16 protein-coding genes are annotated in these 17,836 nt (G+C 70.4%); 2 read left to right on the top strand and 14 right to left on the bottom strand.

Translation table 11 applies throughout. The annotated features are described in order from the left end of the window. Positions 1-16 precede the first annotated feature (16 nt). The 13 genes from solA to ACFWP5_RS06570 all read right to left on the bottom strand — a co-directional run bounded on the left by solA (position 17) and on the right by ACFWP5_RS06570 (position 13,851). Positions 17-2,638 (bottom strand): N-methyl-L-tryptophan oxidase, encoded by a 2,622-nt coding sequence (solA, locus tag ACFWP5_RS06630; RefSeq protein WP_384151233.1) that lies wholly within the window; start codon positions 2,636-2,638, stop codon positions 17-19. Next, positions 2,635-4,092 carry an aldehyde dehydrogenase family protein gene (locus ACFWP5_RS06625; RefSeq protein WP_384151230.1) on the bottom strand — a complete coding sequence of 486 codons (1,458 nt, stop codon included), beginning with the start codon at positions 4,090-4,092 and terminating at the stop codon, positions 2,635-2,637. Before ACFWP5_RS06625 ends, solA begins: the two co-directional genes overlap by 4 nt. 11 nt (positions 4,093-4,103) lie before the next feature. Continuing rightward, on the bottom strand, positions 4,104-4,955 hold the full coding sequence (locus ACFWP5_RS06620) for a creatininase family protein (RefSeq protein ID WP_384151227.1): 852 nt from the start codon (positions 4,953-4,955) through the stop codon (positions 4,104-4,106). Positions 4,956-4,984: 29 nt separating this feature from the next. Next, a complete protein-coding gene (locus ACFWP5_RS06615; RefSeq protein WP_384151224.1) occupies positions 4,985-5,443 on the bottom strand; it encodes a cytidine deaminase in 459 nt (152 codons plus the stop codon). Next, positions 5,440-6,204, bottom strand: a complete 765-nt coding sequence (locus tag ACFWP5_RS06610; protein WP_384151221.1) for an amidohydrolase family protein — start codon at positions 6,202-6,204, stop codon at positions 5,440-5,442. The genes ACFWP5_RS06615 and ACFWP5_RS06610 overlap by 4 nt, the downstream gene beginning before the upstream one ends. 12 nt (positions 6,205-6,216) lie before the next feature. After that, positions 6,217-7,200, bottom strand: a complete 984-nt coding sequence (locus ACFWP5_RS06605) for an ABC transporter ATP-binding protein (RefSeq protein ID WP_384151218.1) — start codon at positions 7,198-7,200, stop codon at positions 6,217-6,219. Further along, entirely contained in the window at positions 7,197-8,210 is a 1,014-nt protein-coding gene (locus tag ACFWP5_RS06600) for an ABC transporter ATP-binding protein (RefSeq protein WP_384151215.1), read from the bottom strand. Before ACFWP5_RS06600 ends, ACFWP5_RS06605 begins: the two co-directional genes overlap by 4 nt. Beyond that, positions 8,207-8,896 carry an alpha/beta hydrolase gene (locus tag ACFWP5_RS06595; RefSeq protein ID WP_384151212.1) on the bottom strand — a complete coding sequence of 230 codons (690 nt, stop codon included), beginning with the start codon at positions 8,894-8,896 and terminating at the stop codon, positions 8,207-8,209. The genes ACFWP5_RS06600 and ACFWP5_RS06595 overlap by 4 nt, the downstream gene beginning before the upstream one ends. 5 nt (positions 8,897-8,901) lie before the next feature. Further along, positions 8,902-9,972, bottom strand: coding sequence for an ABC transporter permease (locus ACFWP5_RS06590; RefSeq protein ID WP_384151208.1), 1,071 nt, complete (start codon positions 9,970-9,972; stop codon positions 8,902-8,904). Next, the gene (locus ACFWP5_RS06585; RefSeq protein ID WP_384151205.1) at positions 9,969-10,886 is read right to left on the bottom strand and encodes an ABC transporter permease; all 918 of its coding nucleotides are present in this window, start codon (positions 10,884-10,886) and stop codon (positions 9,969-9,971) included. Before ACFWP5_RS06585 ends, ACFWP5_RS06590 begins: the two co-directional genes overlap by 4 nt. Continuing rightward, complete coding sequence (locus ACFWP5_RS06580; protein WP_384151203.1) at positions 10,879-12,534, bottom strand: ABC transporter substrate-binding protein; 1,656 nt, start codon at positions 12,532-12,534, stop codon at positions 10,879-10,881. The genes ACFWP5_RS06585 and ACFWP5_RS06580 overlap by 8 nt, the downstream gene beginning before the upstream one ends. A gap of 152 nt (positions 12,535-12,686) precedes the next feature. Further along, the gene (locus ACFWP5_RS06575) at positions 12,687-13,493 is read right to left on the bottom strand and encodes an N-acyl homoserine lactonase family protein (protein ID WP_384151200.1); all 807 of its coding nucleotides are present in this window, start codon (positions 13,491-13,493) and stop codon (positions 12,687-12,689) included. 190 nt (positions 13,494-13,683) lie between these two features. Further along, on the bottom strand, positions 13,684-13,851 hold the full coding sequence (locus ACFWP5_RS06570) for a hypothetical protein (RefSeq protein WP_384151197.1): 168 nt from the start codon (positions 13,849-13,851) through the stop codon (positions 13,684-13,686). 137 nt (positions 13,852-13,988) lie between these two features. On the opposite strand from ACFWP5_RS06570, the gene ACFWP5_RS06565 reads away from it, so the two are divergent. Further along, positions 13,989-16,379, top strand: coding sequence for an ATP-binding cassette domain-containing protein (locus ACFWP5_RS06565; protein WP_384151194.1), 2,391 nt, complete (start codon positions 13,989-13,991; stop codon positions 16,377-16,379). Between the two features lie 42 nt (positions 16,380-16,421). Here ACFWP5_RS06565 and ACFWP5_RS06560 read toward each other — a convergent pair whose 3' ends face one another. Further along, positions 16,422-17,033 carry a TetR/AcrR family transcriptional regulator gene (locus tag ACFWP5_RS06560; protein WP_384151191.1) on the bottom strand — a complete coding sequence of 204 codons (612 nt, stop codon included), beginning with the start codon at positions 17,031-17,033 and terminating at the stop codon, positions 16,422-16,424. Between the two features lie 122 nt (positions 17,034-17,155). On the opposite strand from ACFWP5_RS06560, the gene ACFWP5_RS06555 reads away from it, so the two are divergent. After that, positions 17,156-17,731 carry an ester cyclase gene (locus ACFWP5_RS06555; RefSeq protein ID WP_384151188.1) on the top strand — a complete coding sequence of 192 codons (576 nt, stop codon included), beginning with the start codon at positions 17,156-17,158 and terminating at the stop codon, positions 17,729-17,731. Positions 17,732-17,836 lie beyond the last annotated feature (105 nt).

Below are 17,836 nucleotides of genomic sequence, written 5' to 3'. Positions count from 1 at the left end.
GACCCGGCGCGGCGCTTCACGGGGCGCCACCGGGAAACAGGCGGGCCGGGGAGAGGAAATCCAGGTCCGGGCGGGCGATTCCGCACACGAGGTCGGCCAGTGCCTCGCCGATCGCCGGTCCGAACTTGAACCCGTGCCCCGAGCACGCCGACGCCACCAGCACCTGCGGTACGCCCGGCACTTCGCCGACGATGAAACGCCGGTCGGCGGTCATCGTGTAGAGGCACGTCAGGCTCTGGGTCACGGGGCCGGCGCCGGGCAGGACTTGGGCCACGGCCTCGGCGAGCAGGGCGAGTTCATCGTTGGTGGCTTGGGGCCGGGGAGCGCGGGGGTCCCAGGGCGGCCCGCTGTCGAGTCCCGCCTTGAGGCCGCGGCCGTCGGTCGCGGGGAACCCGTACAGGAGGCCTTGCGGCAGGTCGACGGAGAAGCTGCCGAGGCCGGAGGAGCCGAGCGGTCCCGCCGGGTCGGCGGCGAAATAGGCGTTGACGATGCGAGTGACCGTCAGATGTGGTGCGAGAGACGGGACTTGGGCTGCTGTCCAGGGGCCGGTGCACAGCACCAGGCGGCGGGTGCGCAGGGCGGCCTTGCCGGTGTGGACCACGACCTCGTCGCCGTCCGGTTCCCAGCCGAGGACGGGGGCGTGGTCGTGGAGGTGCGCGCCCGCGCGTTCGGCGAGGGTCAGTTGGGCGCGCAGCGTCTCCTGCGCGTCGATGATGCCGGCGCGCGGGTCGTGCACCGCGGTGAATCCGGTGGGCAGCCGCAGTCCCGGGAAGATCCGTGCCGCCTCGTCGGCGTCGACCTGACGGCAGCCGGGGCCGCGCAGGGGATCGGGGCGGTCCTGCGGCGCCGCGTACAACCCGCCTGTGATGTCGAGCAGTTGGGCCTTCGAGGTGCCTTGCAGCTCCGACCAGGCCCGGTAGGCGGTGTCGACCAGGGAGTCCCAGTCGGGGTGGGGGTAGGCGCGGCGGATCATCCGGGTCGCCCCGTGCGAGGAACCCAAGTCGTGGCCCAGGCCGTACTGTTCGAGCCCGAGGACGTCGAGTCCGCGTGCGGCCAGGTGACGTAGGGCGGCACTGCCGTGTACGCCGAGACCTACGACTATCGCGTCGTGGTGGCGGGGGTGGGGGCGTGGAGGGCGCGGGGTCGGGGCGGGAGCGGGTGCCGGCCCGGTGGTGGCGATCGCGGGTGCGGGTGTGGTCGCGGGTTGCGAGGGCGACCTCGGAGCCGGACCCTGCGTGACCGCGGGCGTGGACGTGGCCTTCCGAGGTGCCGAGTGCGACGGCGCAGGCGCTGCGGGATCGCTCCCCGGCTCCGCGGCCTCAGGGACTGCGCTCCCCGGCCACGCGTCCGCCGACCACGCGTCCCGCCGAGCCACAGCCGTTGCCGTACCGCGCCCCTGGAGGCAGACGATCTCCCGAACCGCCTCCACCAGCGCGTCCAGATCGTCCTCGTCGTTGTAGACGTGAACCGAGGCCCGGACCACCTTGGTCAGCCCCCGGTGATCCATGTCCCAGCGGCCGTGTCCCGCCGGTACCGCTATCAAGTGGACCCGGCGGTAGGTGAGTTGGCGTTGCACCTCGGAGGCGTCCAGGCCGTCGATCACGAAAGTGACGATGGCGCCGCCCGCGGCCGGCGGGTCGGTGACATGTACCCTCGGCAGGGCGGCGAGGCGTTGCCGTAGTGACCCGGCGAGGGTGGCCAGGTGCCGGGCGACGGTGTCGACGCCGAGTGTGCCGAGGTCGGTCAGGGCGGCGCCGAGGCCGAGGCGCAACGCGTGGGCGGCTTCCCACAGTTCGAAGCGTTTGGCGTCCGGGACCAGTTCCCAGCTTCGTTCGGCGGTCCATCGGGCGCCTCGGACATCGGGCGCCTCGGGGGCGAGCCGGTCCAGGAGCGGGCGGCGGACGGCGAGCAGGCCGGTGCCGCGTGGTCCGCGCAGAAACTTGCGGCCGGTTCCGATGAGCAGGTCGCAGCCGATGGCACCCATGTCCACCGGCAGTTGGCCGAGCGACTGGGTGGCGTCCAGCAGGAAGGGCACCCCGTGGGCACCGGCCAACGCGCCGATCGCGGCGGCGGGTTCGACCAGTCCCGAGGAGGTCGGCACATGGGCGGCCGTCACGAGTGCGGCCGGTCCCGCGCGCAACGCTGCCTCCAGGGCCTCCAAGTCCACTGCTCCGTCCGGGCCGTTGGGCAGCAGCTCGACCAGGACACCGTGGTCGCGTTCGACCGACAGCAGATGCAGCGCGCTGCTGACGTAACTGGAGCGGGCCGCCAACACCCGGTCGCCGGGACGTAGTCGTAGCGCCGACACGGCCCGCTGCCAGCCGGCCGTCGCGCTCTCGACGAGGGCGACCTCCTCCAGCCGCGCCCCGAGGAGCTCGGCGGTACGCGCGTAAACGGCCTCCAGGGCGGGAGCCGCGTGCTTCGCGGCCTCGTAGCCGCCGGACAGGCTCTCCGCGCGCAGGTGGTCGATGACCGCCTCGACGGTGCCGTTGGCGAGCAGGGCCGCACCGGCGGAGTTGAAGTGGTGACCGGTGAACGAGCCGGGGGTGCGAGCGCGTTCGGCCGCGACGTTCAGGGTGCGCGGGGGCGGTGGGTTCGGGGGCGAGGCGGCCGTGCCGGCCGTCACGGGCGCGCTCACAGGGCGATCGTCACGCTCTTGAGCTCGGTGAACCCGTCGACGGCGGCGTCGCCGAGGTCCCTGCCGAGGCCTGACTGCTTCATCCCGCCGAAGGCCACGGCGGGGTCGAACTCGTTGTACGTGTTGACCCACACGGTGCCGGCCTCCAGCGCGGCGGCCGTGCGGTGGGCGCGGGCCAGACTGCCGGTCCAGACGCCGGCGGCAAGGCCGTACTCGCTGTCGTTGGCCAGCGCGATCGCCTCCTCCTCGCTGTCGAAGGGCATGATCGTGGCGACCGGGCCGAAGATCTCCTCCCGGGCGATCCGCATGTCGGGGGTGACCTCGGTGAACACCGTCGGCGGCACGAACCAGCCCGGCCCGGCCGGGAGTTCACCGCGCACGGCCACCTCGGCGCCCTCGGCGCGGCCCAGTTCGACGTAACCGGTGACGCGGTCGTACTGCTCCTGCGACACCAGAGGGCCGATGTTGATACCGCCCGCGAGCCCGGGGCCGATCCGTAGCGCCTCCACCGCCGGCACCAACCGGTCCAGGAACTCCTTGACGATCGTGCGCTCCACCAGCAGCCTGCTGCCCGCCGTGCACATCTGCCCGGAGTGCCCGAACACCGCGCGCACGGCGTTCGGTACGGCGGCGTCGAGATCGGCGTCGGCGAAGACGATGTTGGGGGACTTGCCGCCCAGTTCGAGCGTGAGCCGCTTCAACGACGGCGCCGCCGCGGCCATGATGTGCCGCCCGACCTCGGTCGACCCGGTGAAGGACACCTTGGCGACGCCGGGATGGGCGACCAGCTCCGCGCCCGTACGGCCGTCACCGGTCAGCACGTTGACCACGCCCTCGGGGACGCCCGCCTCCAGACACAGCGCGGCCAGCCGCAGTGCGGTGAGCGGGGTCTGCTCGGCGGGCTTGACGACGATCGTGCAGCCGGCGGCCAGGGCCGGGGCGAGCTTCCAGGCGGCGATCATGAAGGGGAAGTTCCACGGCAGTACGGCGGCCACCACGCCCACCGGTTCGCGGACGCTGTACACGTGCCGGTCGGGGCCGGCCGCGTGCACGGTGCCTGCCAGCCGGGTCGGGGTGCCCGCGAAGTGGCGGACGGCCTGCAGGCCCAACTCCACATCGCCGCGGGCGCGCTCGATGGCCTTGCCGTTGTCCAGGGTGTCCAGCACCGCCAGTTGCTCGGCGTCGCGCTCCACCAGATCGGCGAGGCGCAGCAGGACGTCACGGCGCTGCCGGGGCGACAGCCCGCGCCAACGGCGGTCCCGGTGCGCGGTGTTGGCGGCCTCGACCGCTGCCGACACCTCTGCGGAGCCCGCCTGGGCGACTGTGGTGAGCTGCTCCCGGGTGGCGGGGTCGAGCACCGGAATGCGCTCCGTCGCGGTGCCGGTGGTCCACTCGCCGCCGATGAGCATGGGCTCGCAGTCCGGCAGTTGAGGGATTTCGATGCTGGGGTCCACCTTGCTCTCCTTCACGCCTGGCGTCCGGGACGGTGAGTGGGGTCGGGCCACGGCTCGCGGACCGCCGTGGACACCGCCCGGGCTGTGGTCAGGACGCAGCGGTCGAACTCCGCCTCGCCGTGCTTGGGGTTGGCGTCGGTCACGTCCCTGCCCCAGACCCCGGTCTCGCTGACCTGGTCCATGCGGTAGTCCCAGAACGAGTCGACGTCGACGTGGGAGGTGGCCCGATCCATCCGGACCAGCTCCGGCGCGAGGTGCTGCATGACGGACGTCTCGAAGAAGTTGGCGTGCATCAACGCCCGGCCATAGGTGACATGTCCGTCGACCTCGGGCCCGGGGTACATCGTCACGTACCCCAACGCCCGTACCCGAGCGTCACGATGACGGACCCTCAGTTTCTCGGCCGACACGTCGAGCGCGCCGTTGTTCCAGATGTGCCCGTTCAGCAGCACGAACTGCCGTACTCCGGAGGCGTACAGCGAGTCGATGACGTCCTCGACGACGGCGATCATGGTCTCCGGCCGCAGGGCCACCGTTCCGGCGAAGTCGCCGTGGGACGCGGACACCCCGAAGCTCAGGGGCGGCAGGACGGGCACGCCGGTGAGTGCGGAGACGCCGAGGGCGACCGCCTCGCAGATCCGGGTGTCCACGGCGAGGGGAAGATGAGGGCCGTGCTGTTCGGTTGCGCCCACGGGGATGATGACGGCGTCCTGGCCCGCGGCCGTGGACTCCGCCTCCGGCCAGGTCAGCTCCTCCCACATCACCGGTGACCCGGATCCGCCCAACTGCGCGGCGAGTTCGGGGACATCGAGCCCTGTGGGGATGGTTCGTCCGGACGGACCGGTGACGAAGACGGACGACATGGCTCTCCTCTCCTCGGGACCGATGGCGTTCACCATCGGCGTCGGCTCTTCTCGGGCAGCAGGTCCAGGGCGCGCAACGGGACGGGCTCGTTCCCGTCGACCGTGGTGACCCACACGGTGGCGTCCGGGCAGTAGTCGCTGATGAGTTCACGGCACACCCCGCACGGAGCGATGATCCGGAACCATCCCGCCGGCTTGATCTGTACCGAGACCACCGACGTGATGCTCAGCTCCGCACCGGCGGGCAGCGCGCCCCGGGCGGTGCCCATGGCCACGCCCTCGGCACAGATCGAACTGCGTCGGCAGGAGCCCTCCACGTGGACCCCGGTGTGCACCCGGCCGTCGGCGGTACGCAGGGCGGTCGCGACCTCGTGGCGGCCCGACTGCCACACCCGGGCCAGCAAGTGCTGGGCGGTGGCGAGGAGTTCGATGTCGTCCTCGTCCATCGACGCCGGTACGGTCACGGGCCGCGCGCCCACGGTGCTCATACCGCCAGCCCCAGCAGCCGGGCCATGTTGCCGCCCTCGACGAGCGCCCGGTCCTTCTCGTCCTCGACCGCCTTCGCGATCTTCATCCGCTCCAGGTCGAAGTCCGAGCCGGGCCATTCGCTGCCCATGAGGATCTTCTCCGGACCGAGCCGTGCGTAGGCGCGCTTGACGTCGCTCATCAGCGTCGCCGACGTCTCCAGGTACACGTGCGGCTGCCGTTCGGCCACGATGATCGCCTCCGGAACGTTCCACACCGCCCCCATGTGGGCGATGATCGTGGGCACTTGGGGGTGGTCCCGGGCGATCTCCTCGATGGCCAACGGCGCGCAGAACGCGTCGTCGAGGGCGTTGATCAGCACCAGCAGCCCGCGCCGCGCACACGCTTCGAAGACCGGGTCGAGGAGACCGTGGTCGGCGACGTGGTAGCCGTGCAGACTCGGGTGCAGCTTCAGACCGACCAGGCCCGCGTCGGCCATCCGGTCGATCTCGTCGAGCGCGTCGTCGGCCTGCGGCATCACCTGCCCGAAGCCGAAGAACCGGTCCGGGTACGAGGCCACCAGCGAGGCGATGAAGTCGTTCTCGATGCGCTGCGCGAGCGAGCACACCATCGCCATGTCCACTCCGGCCGCGTCCATCCGGTCGAGGATGCGGCGCGGCTCGAAGGGTTTGTACGGCGGCGGGGCCTGGCCTTTGCGGGCGCCGGTGAGGTAGTCGGAACGGCCGCGGACGTCCTGAGTGGTGTTGTACGCGTCGATGATCAAGGCGGTTCGTCCTTACTCGCTACTCGCGACTTGCTGCTCGCTTGAGACCAGGGGCAGATGGCAGCGCACACTGCGTCCCGGCGCGATCTCGCGCAGCTCGGGCGCGCTGGTGCGGCACCGCTCGGTGGCGATGGGGCACCGGGTACGGAACAGACAGCCCTCGGGCGGATCAGCCGGGTCGGGCAACTCACCCTCCAGCACCTGCTGTTCGCGCGCCTCTCCGGGCCGTAGCACGGGAACGGAGGACAGCAGTGCCCGGCTGTAGGGGTGCGCGGGGGCGGCGAAGAAGGCGTCCCGGGAGGCGACTTCGATGATCTGGCCGAGATACATGACCGCGATCCGGTCGGCGATGTGCCGTACGACACCCAGGTCGTGCGAGATGAACAGCATCGTCAGGCCCCGGTCGCGGACCAGGTCCGACAGCAGGTTCAGCACCTGGGCCTGGATCGACACGTCCAGCGCCGAGACGGCCTCGTCGGCCACCACGAACTGCGGTGACGAGGCCAACGCCCGTGCGATGCCGATGCGTTGGCGCTGGCCGCCGGAGAACTCGTGCGGCCTGCGCCCGCCGGTCTCGGCGCCGAGACCGACCAGGTCGAGCAGTTCGGCCACCGCCTTCGCGGCCTCGGCGCGGGAGGCGCCACGTGACCGCAGCAGGGGTTCGGCGACGATGTCGGCGATCCTTCGGCGCGGGTTCAGCGAACCGAACGGGTCCTGGAAGACCATCTGCAACTCGGCCCGCGTACGGCGCAGTTGACGACCGCGCAGCCGGGTGAGGTCGGTGCCGTCGAACTCGATGCGGCCCGAGGCGGGTTCGATCACGCGCAACAGGGCGCGGCCGAGCGTGGACTTGCCGCACCCCGACTCGCCGACCAGACCGAGGGTCTCGCCCTGAAGGATGTCGAGGTCGACGTCCCGCAGCGCCCTGACCCGGCCGCCCGCCCGGCCCGGGTACTCGACACGCAACTCGCGGGCCTGGATGAGCGCGGCGGTCATGCGATGCCTCCCTGGGAGCGGGCCGTTGCGCGGGCGGGGGAGGGCAGCACGCAGGCGTCGAGGTGCCCGTCGTCGCCGTGCCGCTGCCGCAGTACGGGCCGCTCGGAACACGCGTCGTGGACGAAGGGACACCGGGGAGCGAACGCGCACCCGGACGGCCGGTCCACCCCGGTCAGCGGGCTGCCCGCGATGGTCGGCAGCCGCCGTACGACAGGACCGTCGATCGGCGGGACCGAGCCCAACAACCCCATCGTGTAAGGGTGTTGGGGGCGGAAGAGCACCTCCTCACGCAGTCCCTGCTCCACGATCCGGCCCGCGTACATCACCGCCACCCGGTCGGCGACCTCGGCCACCACACCCAGGTCGTGGGTGATCAGCAGCACGGAGGTGCCGTGGTCGCGCTGGACGCGTTTGAGGACGGCGAGTACCTGGGCCTGGATGGTGACGTCGAGTGCGGTGGTGGGTTCGTCGGCGATCAGTACGGCGGGGTCGTTGGCCAGGCCCATGGCGATCATCACGCGCTGGCGCATGCCCCCGGACAGTTGGTGGGGGTAGGCGCGCGCCGTGCGGTCCGGGCCGGCGATGCCGACTTCGCCGAGCAACTCGACGGCCCGGCCCATCGCCTGACTCCGCGTCAGATCTCGGTGGGCGCGGATCATCTCGGAGACCTGGGCGCCCGCCCGGTGCAGGGGGTTGAGCGCGGCGAGCGCGTCCTGGAAGACGACCGCGATGTCCTTGCCCCGCACACCGCACAACTCCCGCTCCGACGCGGCGACGAGATCACGGCCCTTGAAGGCCACCTCGCCGCTGATGTGGGTGCGCGGACCGCGGTTCAGGCCGACCAGGCTCATCGACAGCGCGGACTTCCCGGACCCCGACTCGCCCACCAGCGCGAGGACTTCGCCCTGCCGCAGGGTCAGATCGACGCCGTCGACGGCGGGCAGTCGTCCGCTCGGCACGTCGAACTGGACGCGCAGGTCCCGGACTTCGAGCACGGGCGCGGACGTCATGAGCCGTCGCCCACGGCCAGGGCCGCCGTGTGGATCAGGTCGGCGACGCGCTCCGGCCACACCAGGGTCGTGTAGTGGCTGCCCGGCACATGCTCGACCGTGGCCTTCATCCGGGCCGCCATGTCGTTCTGGATCTCCGGGCGCAGTGTGCGGTCGTCGTCGGCGACCAGGTACCAACTGGGCAGGGTGCGCCAGGCCGGTGCACCGGTCGGCTGCCTGAAGATGAGGTTCTCCGCCTTGCGCCCCTCCGCCTCGACGACGGCCCGCTGCTCCGGCGAGAGATCGGGACCTATCTCCGCCCAGAACTCCTCGCTCGTCTCGGACTTCCACTCACCGTTCGGGCCGCGCCGCATGTACTTGGAGATCTCGGCCTCCACGTACCGCTCGACGATCTCGTTGACCGTCTCGCCCTCGTCCGGTCCGAACGCGGCTATGAAGACAAGGCCTTTGACGCGCGGATCGCGGCCGACGTTGCTGATCACCGCGCCGCCGTAGGAGTGCCCGGCCAGGAGCACCGGGCCCGTCGTCTCCTCCAACACGGCCGCCGTGTTGGCGACATCGTCCTCCAGCGAGGTCATCGGGTTGGTGACGGTGAACAGCCGGTGGCCGCGGGCCGCCAGCAGGGGCCGCACCGCCGACCAGGTCGTCGGCCGTCCGCCGGCGCCGTGGACCAGCACGATGTCCATGCGGGTCATCCTTTCCGTAGCCGCGGATCGAGGACCGTGTAGAGCAGATCCACCGCGTGGTTGACCAGGGTGAAGAGGAGGGCGATGGCGAGGGCGGCGCCCTGCACGACGGGGTAGTCGCGTTGCAGGACGCCCTGGACGAGCAGGCGGCCGACACCGGCGTACGAGAAGACCGTCTCGGTGATCACCGACCCGCCCAGCAGGGAGCCGAACTGGAGCCCGAGGACGGTCACGATGGGCAGCCACGAGTTGCGCAGCACGTGGTGACGGATCACCACGCTCTCGCTCAGACCCTTCATCCGGGCGGTCCGCACGAAGTCGTCGTCCAGGACCTCCAGCACCGAGGCGCGCACGATGCGGGTGATGAACCCGGCCATCGACAGCGCCAACGTGACGGCGGGCAGGATCAGATGCTGGATCCAGGGCCACACCAGCTCGGGGCGGTTCTGCAGGATCGCGTCGAGCAGCACGAAGTTGGTGGTCGGGTTGTAGTCGAGCGAACTGGGCAGCCGGCCCAGCACCGGGAGCCAGCGCAGCCACACGCCGAACACGACGATGCCGAGCACCCCGAGCGCGAACCAGGGCAGCGAGAAACTCACCGTGGCCACGGCCCGCGTCGACTGGTCGATCCAACTGCCCTTGCGCAGCGCGGCGATGACCCCGGTGACGACCCCGAGCAGGACCGCGATCGTCATCGCCGCGAGCGTCAGTTCGATGGTGGCGGGGAGGGCGTCGCCGAGCAGACCCAGGACGCTGTTCGAGCCGTAGAACGAGGTGCCGAGCCGGAGATGCACCAGGTCGTTGAGGAAGCTGCCGTACTGGACGAGGAGCGGTCGGTCGAGGCCGAGTGCCTTGTTGACGCGTGCCTCGTTCGCCGCCAGGCCGGCCGCGGAGAGGTTGTTGCCGCCGGCCGCGAGCGAGGTCGCCGGTGAACCGGGCAGCAGGCGCATCGCGAGGAACACCAGGCTGGCCAACGCGAACAGCACGACGGGGATGACCGCGAGCCGGCGTAGCACCAACAGGGCTGTTCCCGCTGCCCACTTGGGCCTGCGGACGGCGAGCAGTGCGGTGGTCACGCCGGCCCCCGTACGTCGAGCGCGTCGCGCAGGTCGTCGCCCACGAAGTTGCAGGCGACGACGAACAGCAGCGTGAACGTCGCGGGCAGGACGACCAGTCGGGGTGCCGAGTAGAGGAACTCCTGTCCCGCCTGGACCATGTAGCCCCAGTCGGGCTGCGGGGGTTGGATGCCCAGGCCGAGGTAGGACAGACCTGCGGCGAAACCGGCCGCGATGGAGAGGGTCATGACCACTTGAGCGAGCATCGGTCCGGCGATGTTCGGGAGGAGTTCGCGGGCGAGGATGCGCGGAGTGCGGGTGCCGCCCAGCTTGGAGGCGACGACGTAGTCACGGGCGGCCTCACGGGCGGTCAGGGCACGGGCGAGCCGGGCCAGACCGGGCGCGAGGGACACGCCGATCCCGAAGACCAGACTGACCGTTCCCGGCCCCGCGGCCGCCACCAGCAGGATCACCAGCAGGATGGACGGAAACGCGAGCGCGAGGTCCACGATCCGCATCAGGACCTGCTCCACGACGCCCCCGAGGTACCCGGCGACCAGTCCGATCCCGGTGCCGACGACGGCTGCCAGCGTGGTCGCCGCGAACGCCACGAGCAGCAACGGCCGTGCGCCGTGCACCAGTCGGGCCAGTTCGTCACGGCCCAGGTCGTCCGTGCCGAACGGATGCCCGGCGGACCCCATCGGCAACAGCGCCGACGACGTCTGACGCAGCGGGTCCGCCTGGACGAACAGCGGCCCTACGACGGCCACCAGGACCAGCGCGACGAGGACGAGCCACGACAGCACGGCCGGCCAGGACCGCCCCAAACGACGCCGACGCCATGCGGCCAGGACGGTCCGCGCGGTCGAGGAGGCAGGGGGCGTCGGCGGCCGTGCGGTCGCCACGGGCGCCGGAGCGGCCGTCGTCTCAGACACTGGCCTTCTCCATGTAACAGCGATGGTTGGCCAGCGCCGCGGTGTTCATGTGCTTCACCTTCGAGCCGCTCACCACGAGGTTGGCGAAGCAGCCCAGCATCGACAGCACCATGTAGTCCTCCGCCCAACGGCGCTGGATCTTGGTGTACGCGGCCGTGCGCTGTGCGCCGAGGGGAAGGTTCTTGGCGGTCTCCAGGTCCGCCGCGAGGGAGGCGACGCCGTCGAGGGTGTCCATGCCGGTGATCGTCGCGCCGTAGAGCCCGGTGGGGCTGGCCATGGCGCCGACCATGTCGTTGGCGTCCGGGACGTAGGTGTTGCGCTCCCAGATCATCAGGTCGTGGTAGTCGTCCTTGCCGTCGAGCAGCCGGGTGAAGTAGGTGGCCGGGTCGACGGAGGTCGTGACCACCTTGAATCCGACGTCGGTGAGGTTCTGGGCGACGATCTGCGCGGCCTTCGGGTGCCAGGAGTCGCTGGCCGCCATGAGCCGGATACGTCGGCCGCCCGCGCCGGCCTCGGCGACGAGCTTCTTCGCCTTGGCGGTGTCCTGGGTGCTGAGGTCGGCGAGGCTGGTGTCGTAGCCGCTCTGCGCGGGCGGGATGGCGTAACCCCCGGGCAGGGCGCCGACGCCGTAGAAGGCCTGGTCGAGGATGGACTTGCGGTCGATCGCGAGGTTGATGGCCTGGCGGACCTTGAGCTCGGGGACGCGGCGGGCGTCGATCATCAGGATCGCGTTGGCGTTGTACGGCGTCTTGTAGACCGTCACCGAGTCGTCCTTGCGGAGCTGCGCGGCGGCGGAGTACGGGGTGAACTGGGTGGCCGAGATGTCGCCGCTGAGCAGCGAACTGACGATCGTCGAGGGGTCCTGGACCTGGCGCAGCACCAGCCGGTCGACGGGCGGTCTGCCGAGGCGGAAGTCGTCGAAGGCCGTGAGGGTGATGGACTGGCCGGAGGTGGCGGCGGAGAAGGCGAAGGGGCCGGTGCCGACGAGGTGCTTGCCGATGTCGGCGCCGTACTTCTTCAGCGCGGCCTTGGAGATGATGCGGCCACCGATGTCGGAGAGTTGGCCGAGGGCGGTACGGTCCGGCTTCTTGAGGACCATCTTGACGGTGAGGTCGTCCGGGGCGGTCAGCGAGGCGACGTTCGCGCCGAGGTCGGACAGCGGGCGGGTGGCGCCCTTGGGGAGCGTCTTGTCCTTCTCGTCGAACTGCCGGCCCAGGCTGGCCAGCACGTCCGCCGAGGTGAGCGTCGTACCGTCGTGGAACTTGACGCCCTCGCGCAGGGCGAAGGTGTAGGTGAGTTGGTCCTCGGAGATCGTCCAGCTCTTGGCGAGGTCGGGGGTGGGTTCGTTGGTCTCGAAGGAGATGAAGGTCAGGCCCCGACAGATGCAGTCGACGGCCATCCAGTCGCCCAACGAGGTGTAGAACGACGGGTCGTTGACCGCGCTGGTGGCGTCGATGGCCAGGGTCAGCGTGCCGCCCTTGCCGCTTCCCTTGGCGTCGTCGGCCGCGGCACCGCAGGCGCTGAGCAGGGCGGGGAGCCCGAAGCCGACTCCCACTCCCAGGAGCCCCGCGCCCCGGAGCATGGTGCGGCGTGACGCCGTCGACGGGGCGGAGCCGGGTGAGGACGATCCAGCTGACTGGTCCGGCATGTGGGCCTCCTTGGGCACCGATCCTCGAATAATGGATCTCAAAGTGTCGAGATTGGATCCAAAAACATGTTCACGGGCCACAGGGTCTCTCTCGTGTCCCGGGCGTTAAAGGCGTGTGAACCGAGCTGTGGGTGCGATCCCGTCACTACCGGCTACGCGCCGGACGGCCCTCGACGGCGCATCAACTCCGGCCAGACCACGGGGTCGTGACCGGGGATGAGCTCGTAGCCGCGTTCGGCGGCGATGCGCTTGAGGCGGCGGATGGGCTCCACCGTGCGCTCCGGGTCGACACCGATCGAGGCACCGATCGGGCGCTCGTGCTCGATGTTCTCGGTGAGGTCGGCGGCGTCGAAGGCGAACACGAAGCCGCCGCCGTCCGCGAGGTCCACGACGAAACTCTGGTGCCCGGGGGTGTGCCCGGCGGTCAGTACGGCGGTCACGCCCGGGGCGAACTCCACGTCCCCGTCGGCCTGTTGCCAGTCGATACGAGGGTCGTCGAAGTCGACGCGGAAGATCGAGTTGCGCTCGACGTCGGGCTGCCCGGACAGTCCGTAGGCGAGTTCCTCGCGTTGTACATGCACCGGCACCCGCCCCGCGAAGTGCTTGAGCCCGCCCGCGTGATCGGCGTGCAGATGACTGACGGCCACCGCGTGGATCGCGTCCATCGGGATGCCGGCCGCGTCGAGGGCCTCCTTCAGGGGCTCGCCGGGGCCCGGCAGGATCGGCCGGTAGTTGGGGGAGCCGTAGAAGCGGCGGCGCAGGGCCGGGTCCCGGATCAGTGCCGTGTTGAAGCCGGTGTCGAGCAACAGCCAGCCGCCGTCGCACTCCAGGAGGACGGCCGGTACGGGTTCACGCAGCCGTTCCTCGTACGGGGCGCCGTGCACGGAGACGGACTTGGGGAGTTCCTCCCAGCCCAGCAGCAGGGGCACGATCCTGCGTACACCGTGGCGTGGTGTCATGAGGGCTGCGGGTGAGGCGGCAGGCACATGGGTGTGATCCGTTCAGGGAGCGCGGAGTTCAGGTTCAGGTGTCGGGTCCAGGGGTCGGTCCAGGGCTCGATGGTGGGGATCCACACTTTAAGTATGTGGATCCAAAGAGCGGTTGCCGGGAGGTGAACAAGTTCTCTCCCCCGCCGTGCGACGACTGCGGTCACGGGTCGGTGATGTCGAGGGTGACCTTGGACAGGGGACAGCTCATGCACGCCAGCACACAGCCGTCGGCCTTCTGACGTGGCGTGAGGCAGTTCGGCTCGTTCTGGGTGGCCAGTAGGCGGGACAGGCACCCCTTCCGGTCAGGATTCGAGAAGCGCGAGGCCACGCGTTACCCCTAGCGTGACTGCCAGGTACATCACCGTGTACCGGAAGCGGACGTACCGCTCGAAGGCTGGTTGGATCGAGCCGGGCGATGTCCGCCGAGAGACCGTCGGCGGCCCGGCACAACGGAGGGAAGGCACGATGAGCAAGGCCACGAGGACGGATACGCAGCCATCCGCGCTGCACGCTGCCGACAGCCACGACCTGATCCGCGTGCACGGGGCGCGCGAGAACAATCTCAAGGACGTCAGCATCGAGATCCCGAAGCGTCGGCTGACGGTGTTCACCGGTGTCTCCGGCTCGGGCAAGAGCTCGCTCGTGTTCGACACGATCGCCGCGGAGTCGCAGCGGCTGATCAACGAGACGTACAGCGCCTTCGTGCAGGGATTCATGCCGACCCTCGCCCGGCCCGAGGTCGACGTCCTCGACGGGCTGACCACCGCGATCATCGTCGACCAGCAGCGGCTGGGCGCCGACCCCCGCTCCACGGTCGGCACCGCCACCGACGCCAACGCCATGCTGCGCATCCTCTTCAGCCGGCTCGGAAAGCCGCACATCGGCTCGCCCAAGGCGTTCTCCTTCAACGTCGCCTCGATCAGCGGCGCGGGCGCGGTCACCATGGAACGCGGCGGACAGAAGGTGAAGGAGCGCCGCAGCTTCAGCATCACCGGCGGCATGTGCCCGCGCTGCGAGGGCCGGGGCTCGGTCACCGACCTCGACCTCACCCAGCTCTACGACGACTCCAAGTCCCTTGCGGAGGGCGCGATCACCGTCCCGGGCTACACGGGCGGCGGCTGGAACTCCCGGCTCTACAGCGAGTCGGGCTTCTTCGACCCGGACAAGCCGATCCGAAAGTTCACGAAGAAGGAACTGCAGGACTTCCTCCACCGCGAGCCGACCCGGATGAAGATCGCGGGCATCAACATGACCTACGAAGGTCTGATCCCGCGCATCCAGAAGTCGATGCTCGCCAAGGACCGGGAGGGCATGCAGCCGCACATCCGGGAGTTCGTGGACCGCGCGGTCACCTTCACCACCTGCCCCGAGTGCGACGGCACCCGCCTCAACGAGGGCGCCCGGTCCTCGAAGATCAAGCGGATCAGCATCGCCGACGCCTGCGCGATGCAGATCAGCGACCTGGCCGAGTGGGTCCGCGGCCTCGACGAACCGTCGGTGGCGCCGTTGCTCGCCGCGCTGCAACAGGCCCTCGACTCGTTCGTGGAGATCGGTCTCGGCTACCTCTCGCTGAACCGGCCGGCGGGCACGCTGTCGGGCGGTGAGGCACAGCGCGTCAAGATGATCCGCCACCTCGGGTCGTCGCTCACCGACGTCACGTACGTCTTCGACGAGCCCACCATCGGCCTGCACCCGCACGACATCCAGCGCATGAACGACCTGCTGCTGCGCCTGCGCGACAAGGGCAACACGGTGCTCGTCGTGGAGCACAAGCCGGAGACCATCGTGATCGCCGACCACATCGTCGACCTCGGTCCCGGCGCCGGTACGGCGGGCGGCACCGTCTGCTTCGAAGGCACCGTCGAGGGACTGCGCACCGGCGGCACCATCACCGGCCGGCACTTCGACGACCGGGCGTCCCTCAAGGAGTCGACGCGGAAGCCCACCGGCATGCTGGAGATTCGGGGCGCCGCGACCAACAACCTCCAGGAAGTCGACGTCGACATCCCGCTCGGCGTGCTCGCCGTCATCACCGGTGTCGCCGGCTCCGGCAAGAGCTCGCTCGTGCACGGGTCGATCCCGGCCGGCGAGGACGTGGTCTCCGTCGACCAGGGCGCCATCCGGGGCTCACGCCGCAGCAACCCGGCGACGTACACCGGACTCCTCGAACCGATCCGGAAGGCCTTCGCCAAGGCCAACGGCGTGAAGCCGGCCCTGTTCAGCGCCAACTCCGAGGGCGCCTGCCCCACCTGCAACGGCGCCGGCGTCATCTACACGGACCTGGCGATGATGGCCGGCGTGGCCACCACCTGCGAGGACTGCGAGGGGAAACGGTTCGACGCGTCGGTGCTGGAGTACCACTTCGGCGGCCGTGACATCAGCGAGGTGCTCGCGATGTCGGTGACCGAGGCGGAGGAGTTCTTCGGCGCGGGCGAGGCGGCGACACCGGCCGCGCACCGGATCCTGACGCGGCTCGCCGACGTGGGCCTCGGCTACCTCAGCCTCGGCCAGCCGCTCACCACCCTCTCCGGCGGCGAACGCCAACGCCTCAAGCTGGCCACCCACATGTCGGAGAAGGGCGGCGTCTACGTCCTCGACGAGCCCACCGCCGGCCTCCACCTCGCCGACGTCGAGCAGTTGCTCGGCCTGCTCGACCGGCTCGTCGACTCCGGCAAGTCGGTCATCGTCGTGGAACACCACCAGGCGGTCATGGCCCACGCCGACTGGATCATCGACCTCGGCCCCGGCGCGGGCCACGACGGTGGCAAGATCGTCTTCGAGGGCACACCGGCCGACCTGGTCGCCGCCCGCTCGACGCTCACGGGGGAGCACCTGGCGGGGTACGTCGGCGCTTGAACGAGGAGATGGGGACAGGCTCGCGACCTTCGGCGATCGGGGTCAGCGGAGCGTGGCGATGGCCGTGCCGAGGAGGACTTCCTCGGCACGGTCCCACGACCAACCGATCTCGACCACGAGCGTGCGCCAGCCGGTGGGGCCGAACCAGTACCAGAGGAGGTCGCCGGTCTCCTTCGCCGAGTGGGACGGCGGGGGAGTGAGGGTGTGCAGATGGCGGGCGGCGGTGCGCAGCGCTTCCCGGTACGCGGCGGTCGCCCGCTCCCACAGCTCCTCGCCGTCCTCGTGGACGGGCAGCGCCTTGCGGATCGCCTCGTGCACCGCGAACTGCCCCTCGTTGCCCACCCGCGTGCCATGGGCCAGGGCCTTGAGGACCGCCTCCGGGGTGCGCAGTGCGAGCACATCCTTCATGGCCTGCTCGTAGCCCGAGGCGAGCACGCCCTGGTCGACGATCAGGTTCAGGATGTCGCTCTTGCTGCCGACGCTCGCGAAAACCGTCTTCGAGGCGACACCGGCCGCCGAGGCGATGTCGGCGACGGTGACCCGGCCGTAGCCACGCTCGGCGAACAGTTCCGTGGCGTGTTCGAGGATCAGCGCGCGCGTCCGTGCGGCGGCCTGTTCACGCAGCGGAGAGACGTAACGGCGCGTGGGAGGCATGCCGCCATCGTACGGTGATGAATTCAATAGGCGTGCTGTAACCTCAATCGCTGTCGGCCGACAGCGGCACCCCCTCGGAACGCATCGCACGCATCTCCCTCGAAAGGGATCACGCAATGGGCATGGACGCCACGGAACTGGCCCACGGACTCTTCCGCATCCTTGAGACCGGCGACCCGGCACTGGCCGCCGAGGTGGTGCACGAGGACTTCCACAACCGCGAGGCGGCCGTCTCGCCCACGGCCTGCGCGCTCCCCGGCCCCGCGGGAGTGCTCGCCTCCAGCGCGTGGATGCGCTCCGCCTTCAGCGACCTGAGCTTCCCCGTCCTCGGCATCGCCCACAACGACGAGCAGGTCTGGCTACGGCTGCGCATGCGGGGCCGTCACACAGGGCCCTTCGTCCGCTTCCGTGACGGCGCGCTCGACCAGGCGATACCTCCCACCGGGCGCGACGTCGACTTCGAGCAGATCCACGTGCTCGACCTCCGCGACGGCAAGGTGGTCGGACACGAGGCGGTGCGCGACGACGTCACCATGCTCGGGCAGTTGGGCGTCTTCCCGCCGAGTCCTGCTGTTGGGCTGAGCATGCTTGTCTGGAAGGTGACGGGGCGAGCCGCGCGTGCTGCCGCGGACGTGACGGCGAGGGCTGCCGAGGCGGCGGCCGGACTGGCGCGGGGGAACCCGGGGCAGACTCGCTGACCGGAGTGATGTACGGGGTCCTTATGGATGACCGGTGCTCGGGCGGGAGGCCGTACCTCCCACATGCGAGGAAACTGGTCGTGGCGCCCAGGCCGGCCAGCGGCG

Source organism: Streptomyces sp. NPDC058469 (assembly GCF_042721125.1).
Lineage (GTDB): Bacteria > Actinomycetota > Actinomycetes > Streptomycetales > Streptomycetaceae > Streptomyces.
Note: the sequence above shows the minus strand (reverse complement) of the source record. Positions and strands in the feature narration are given on the sequence as shown.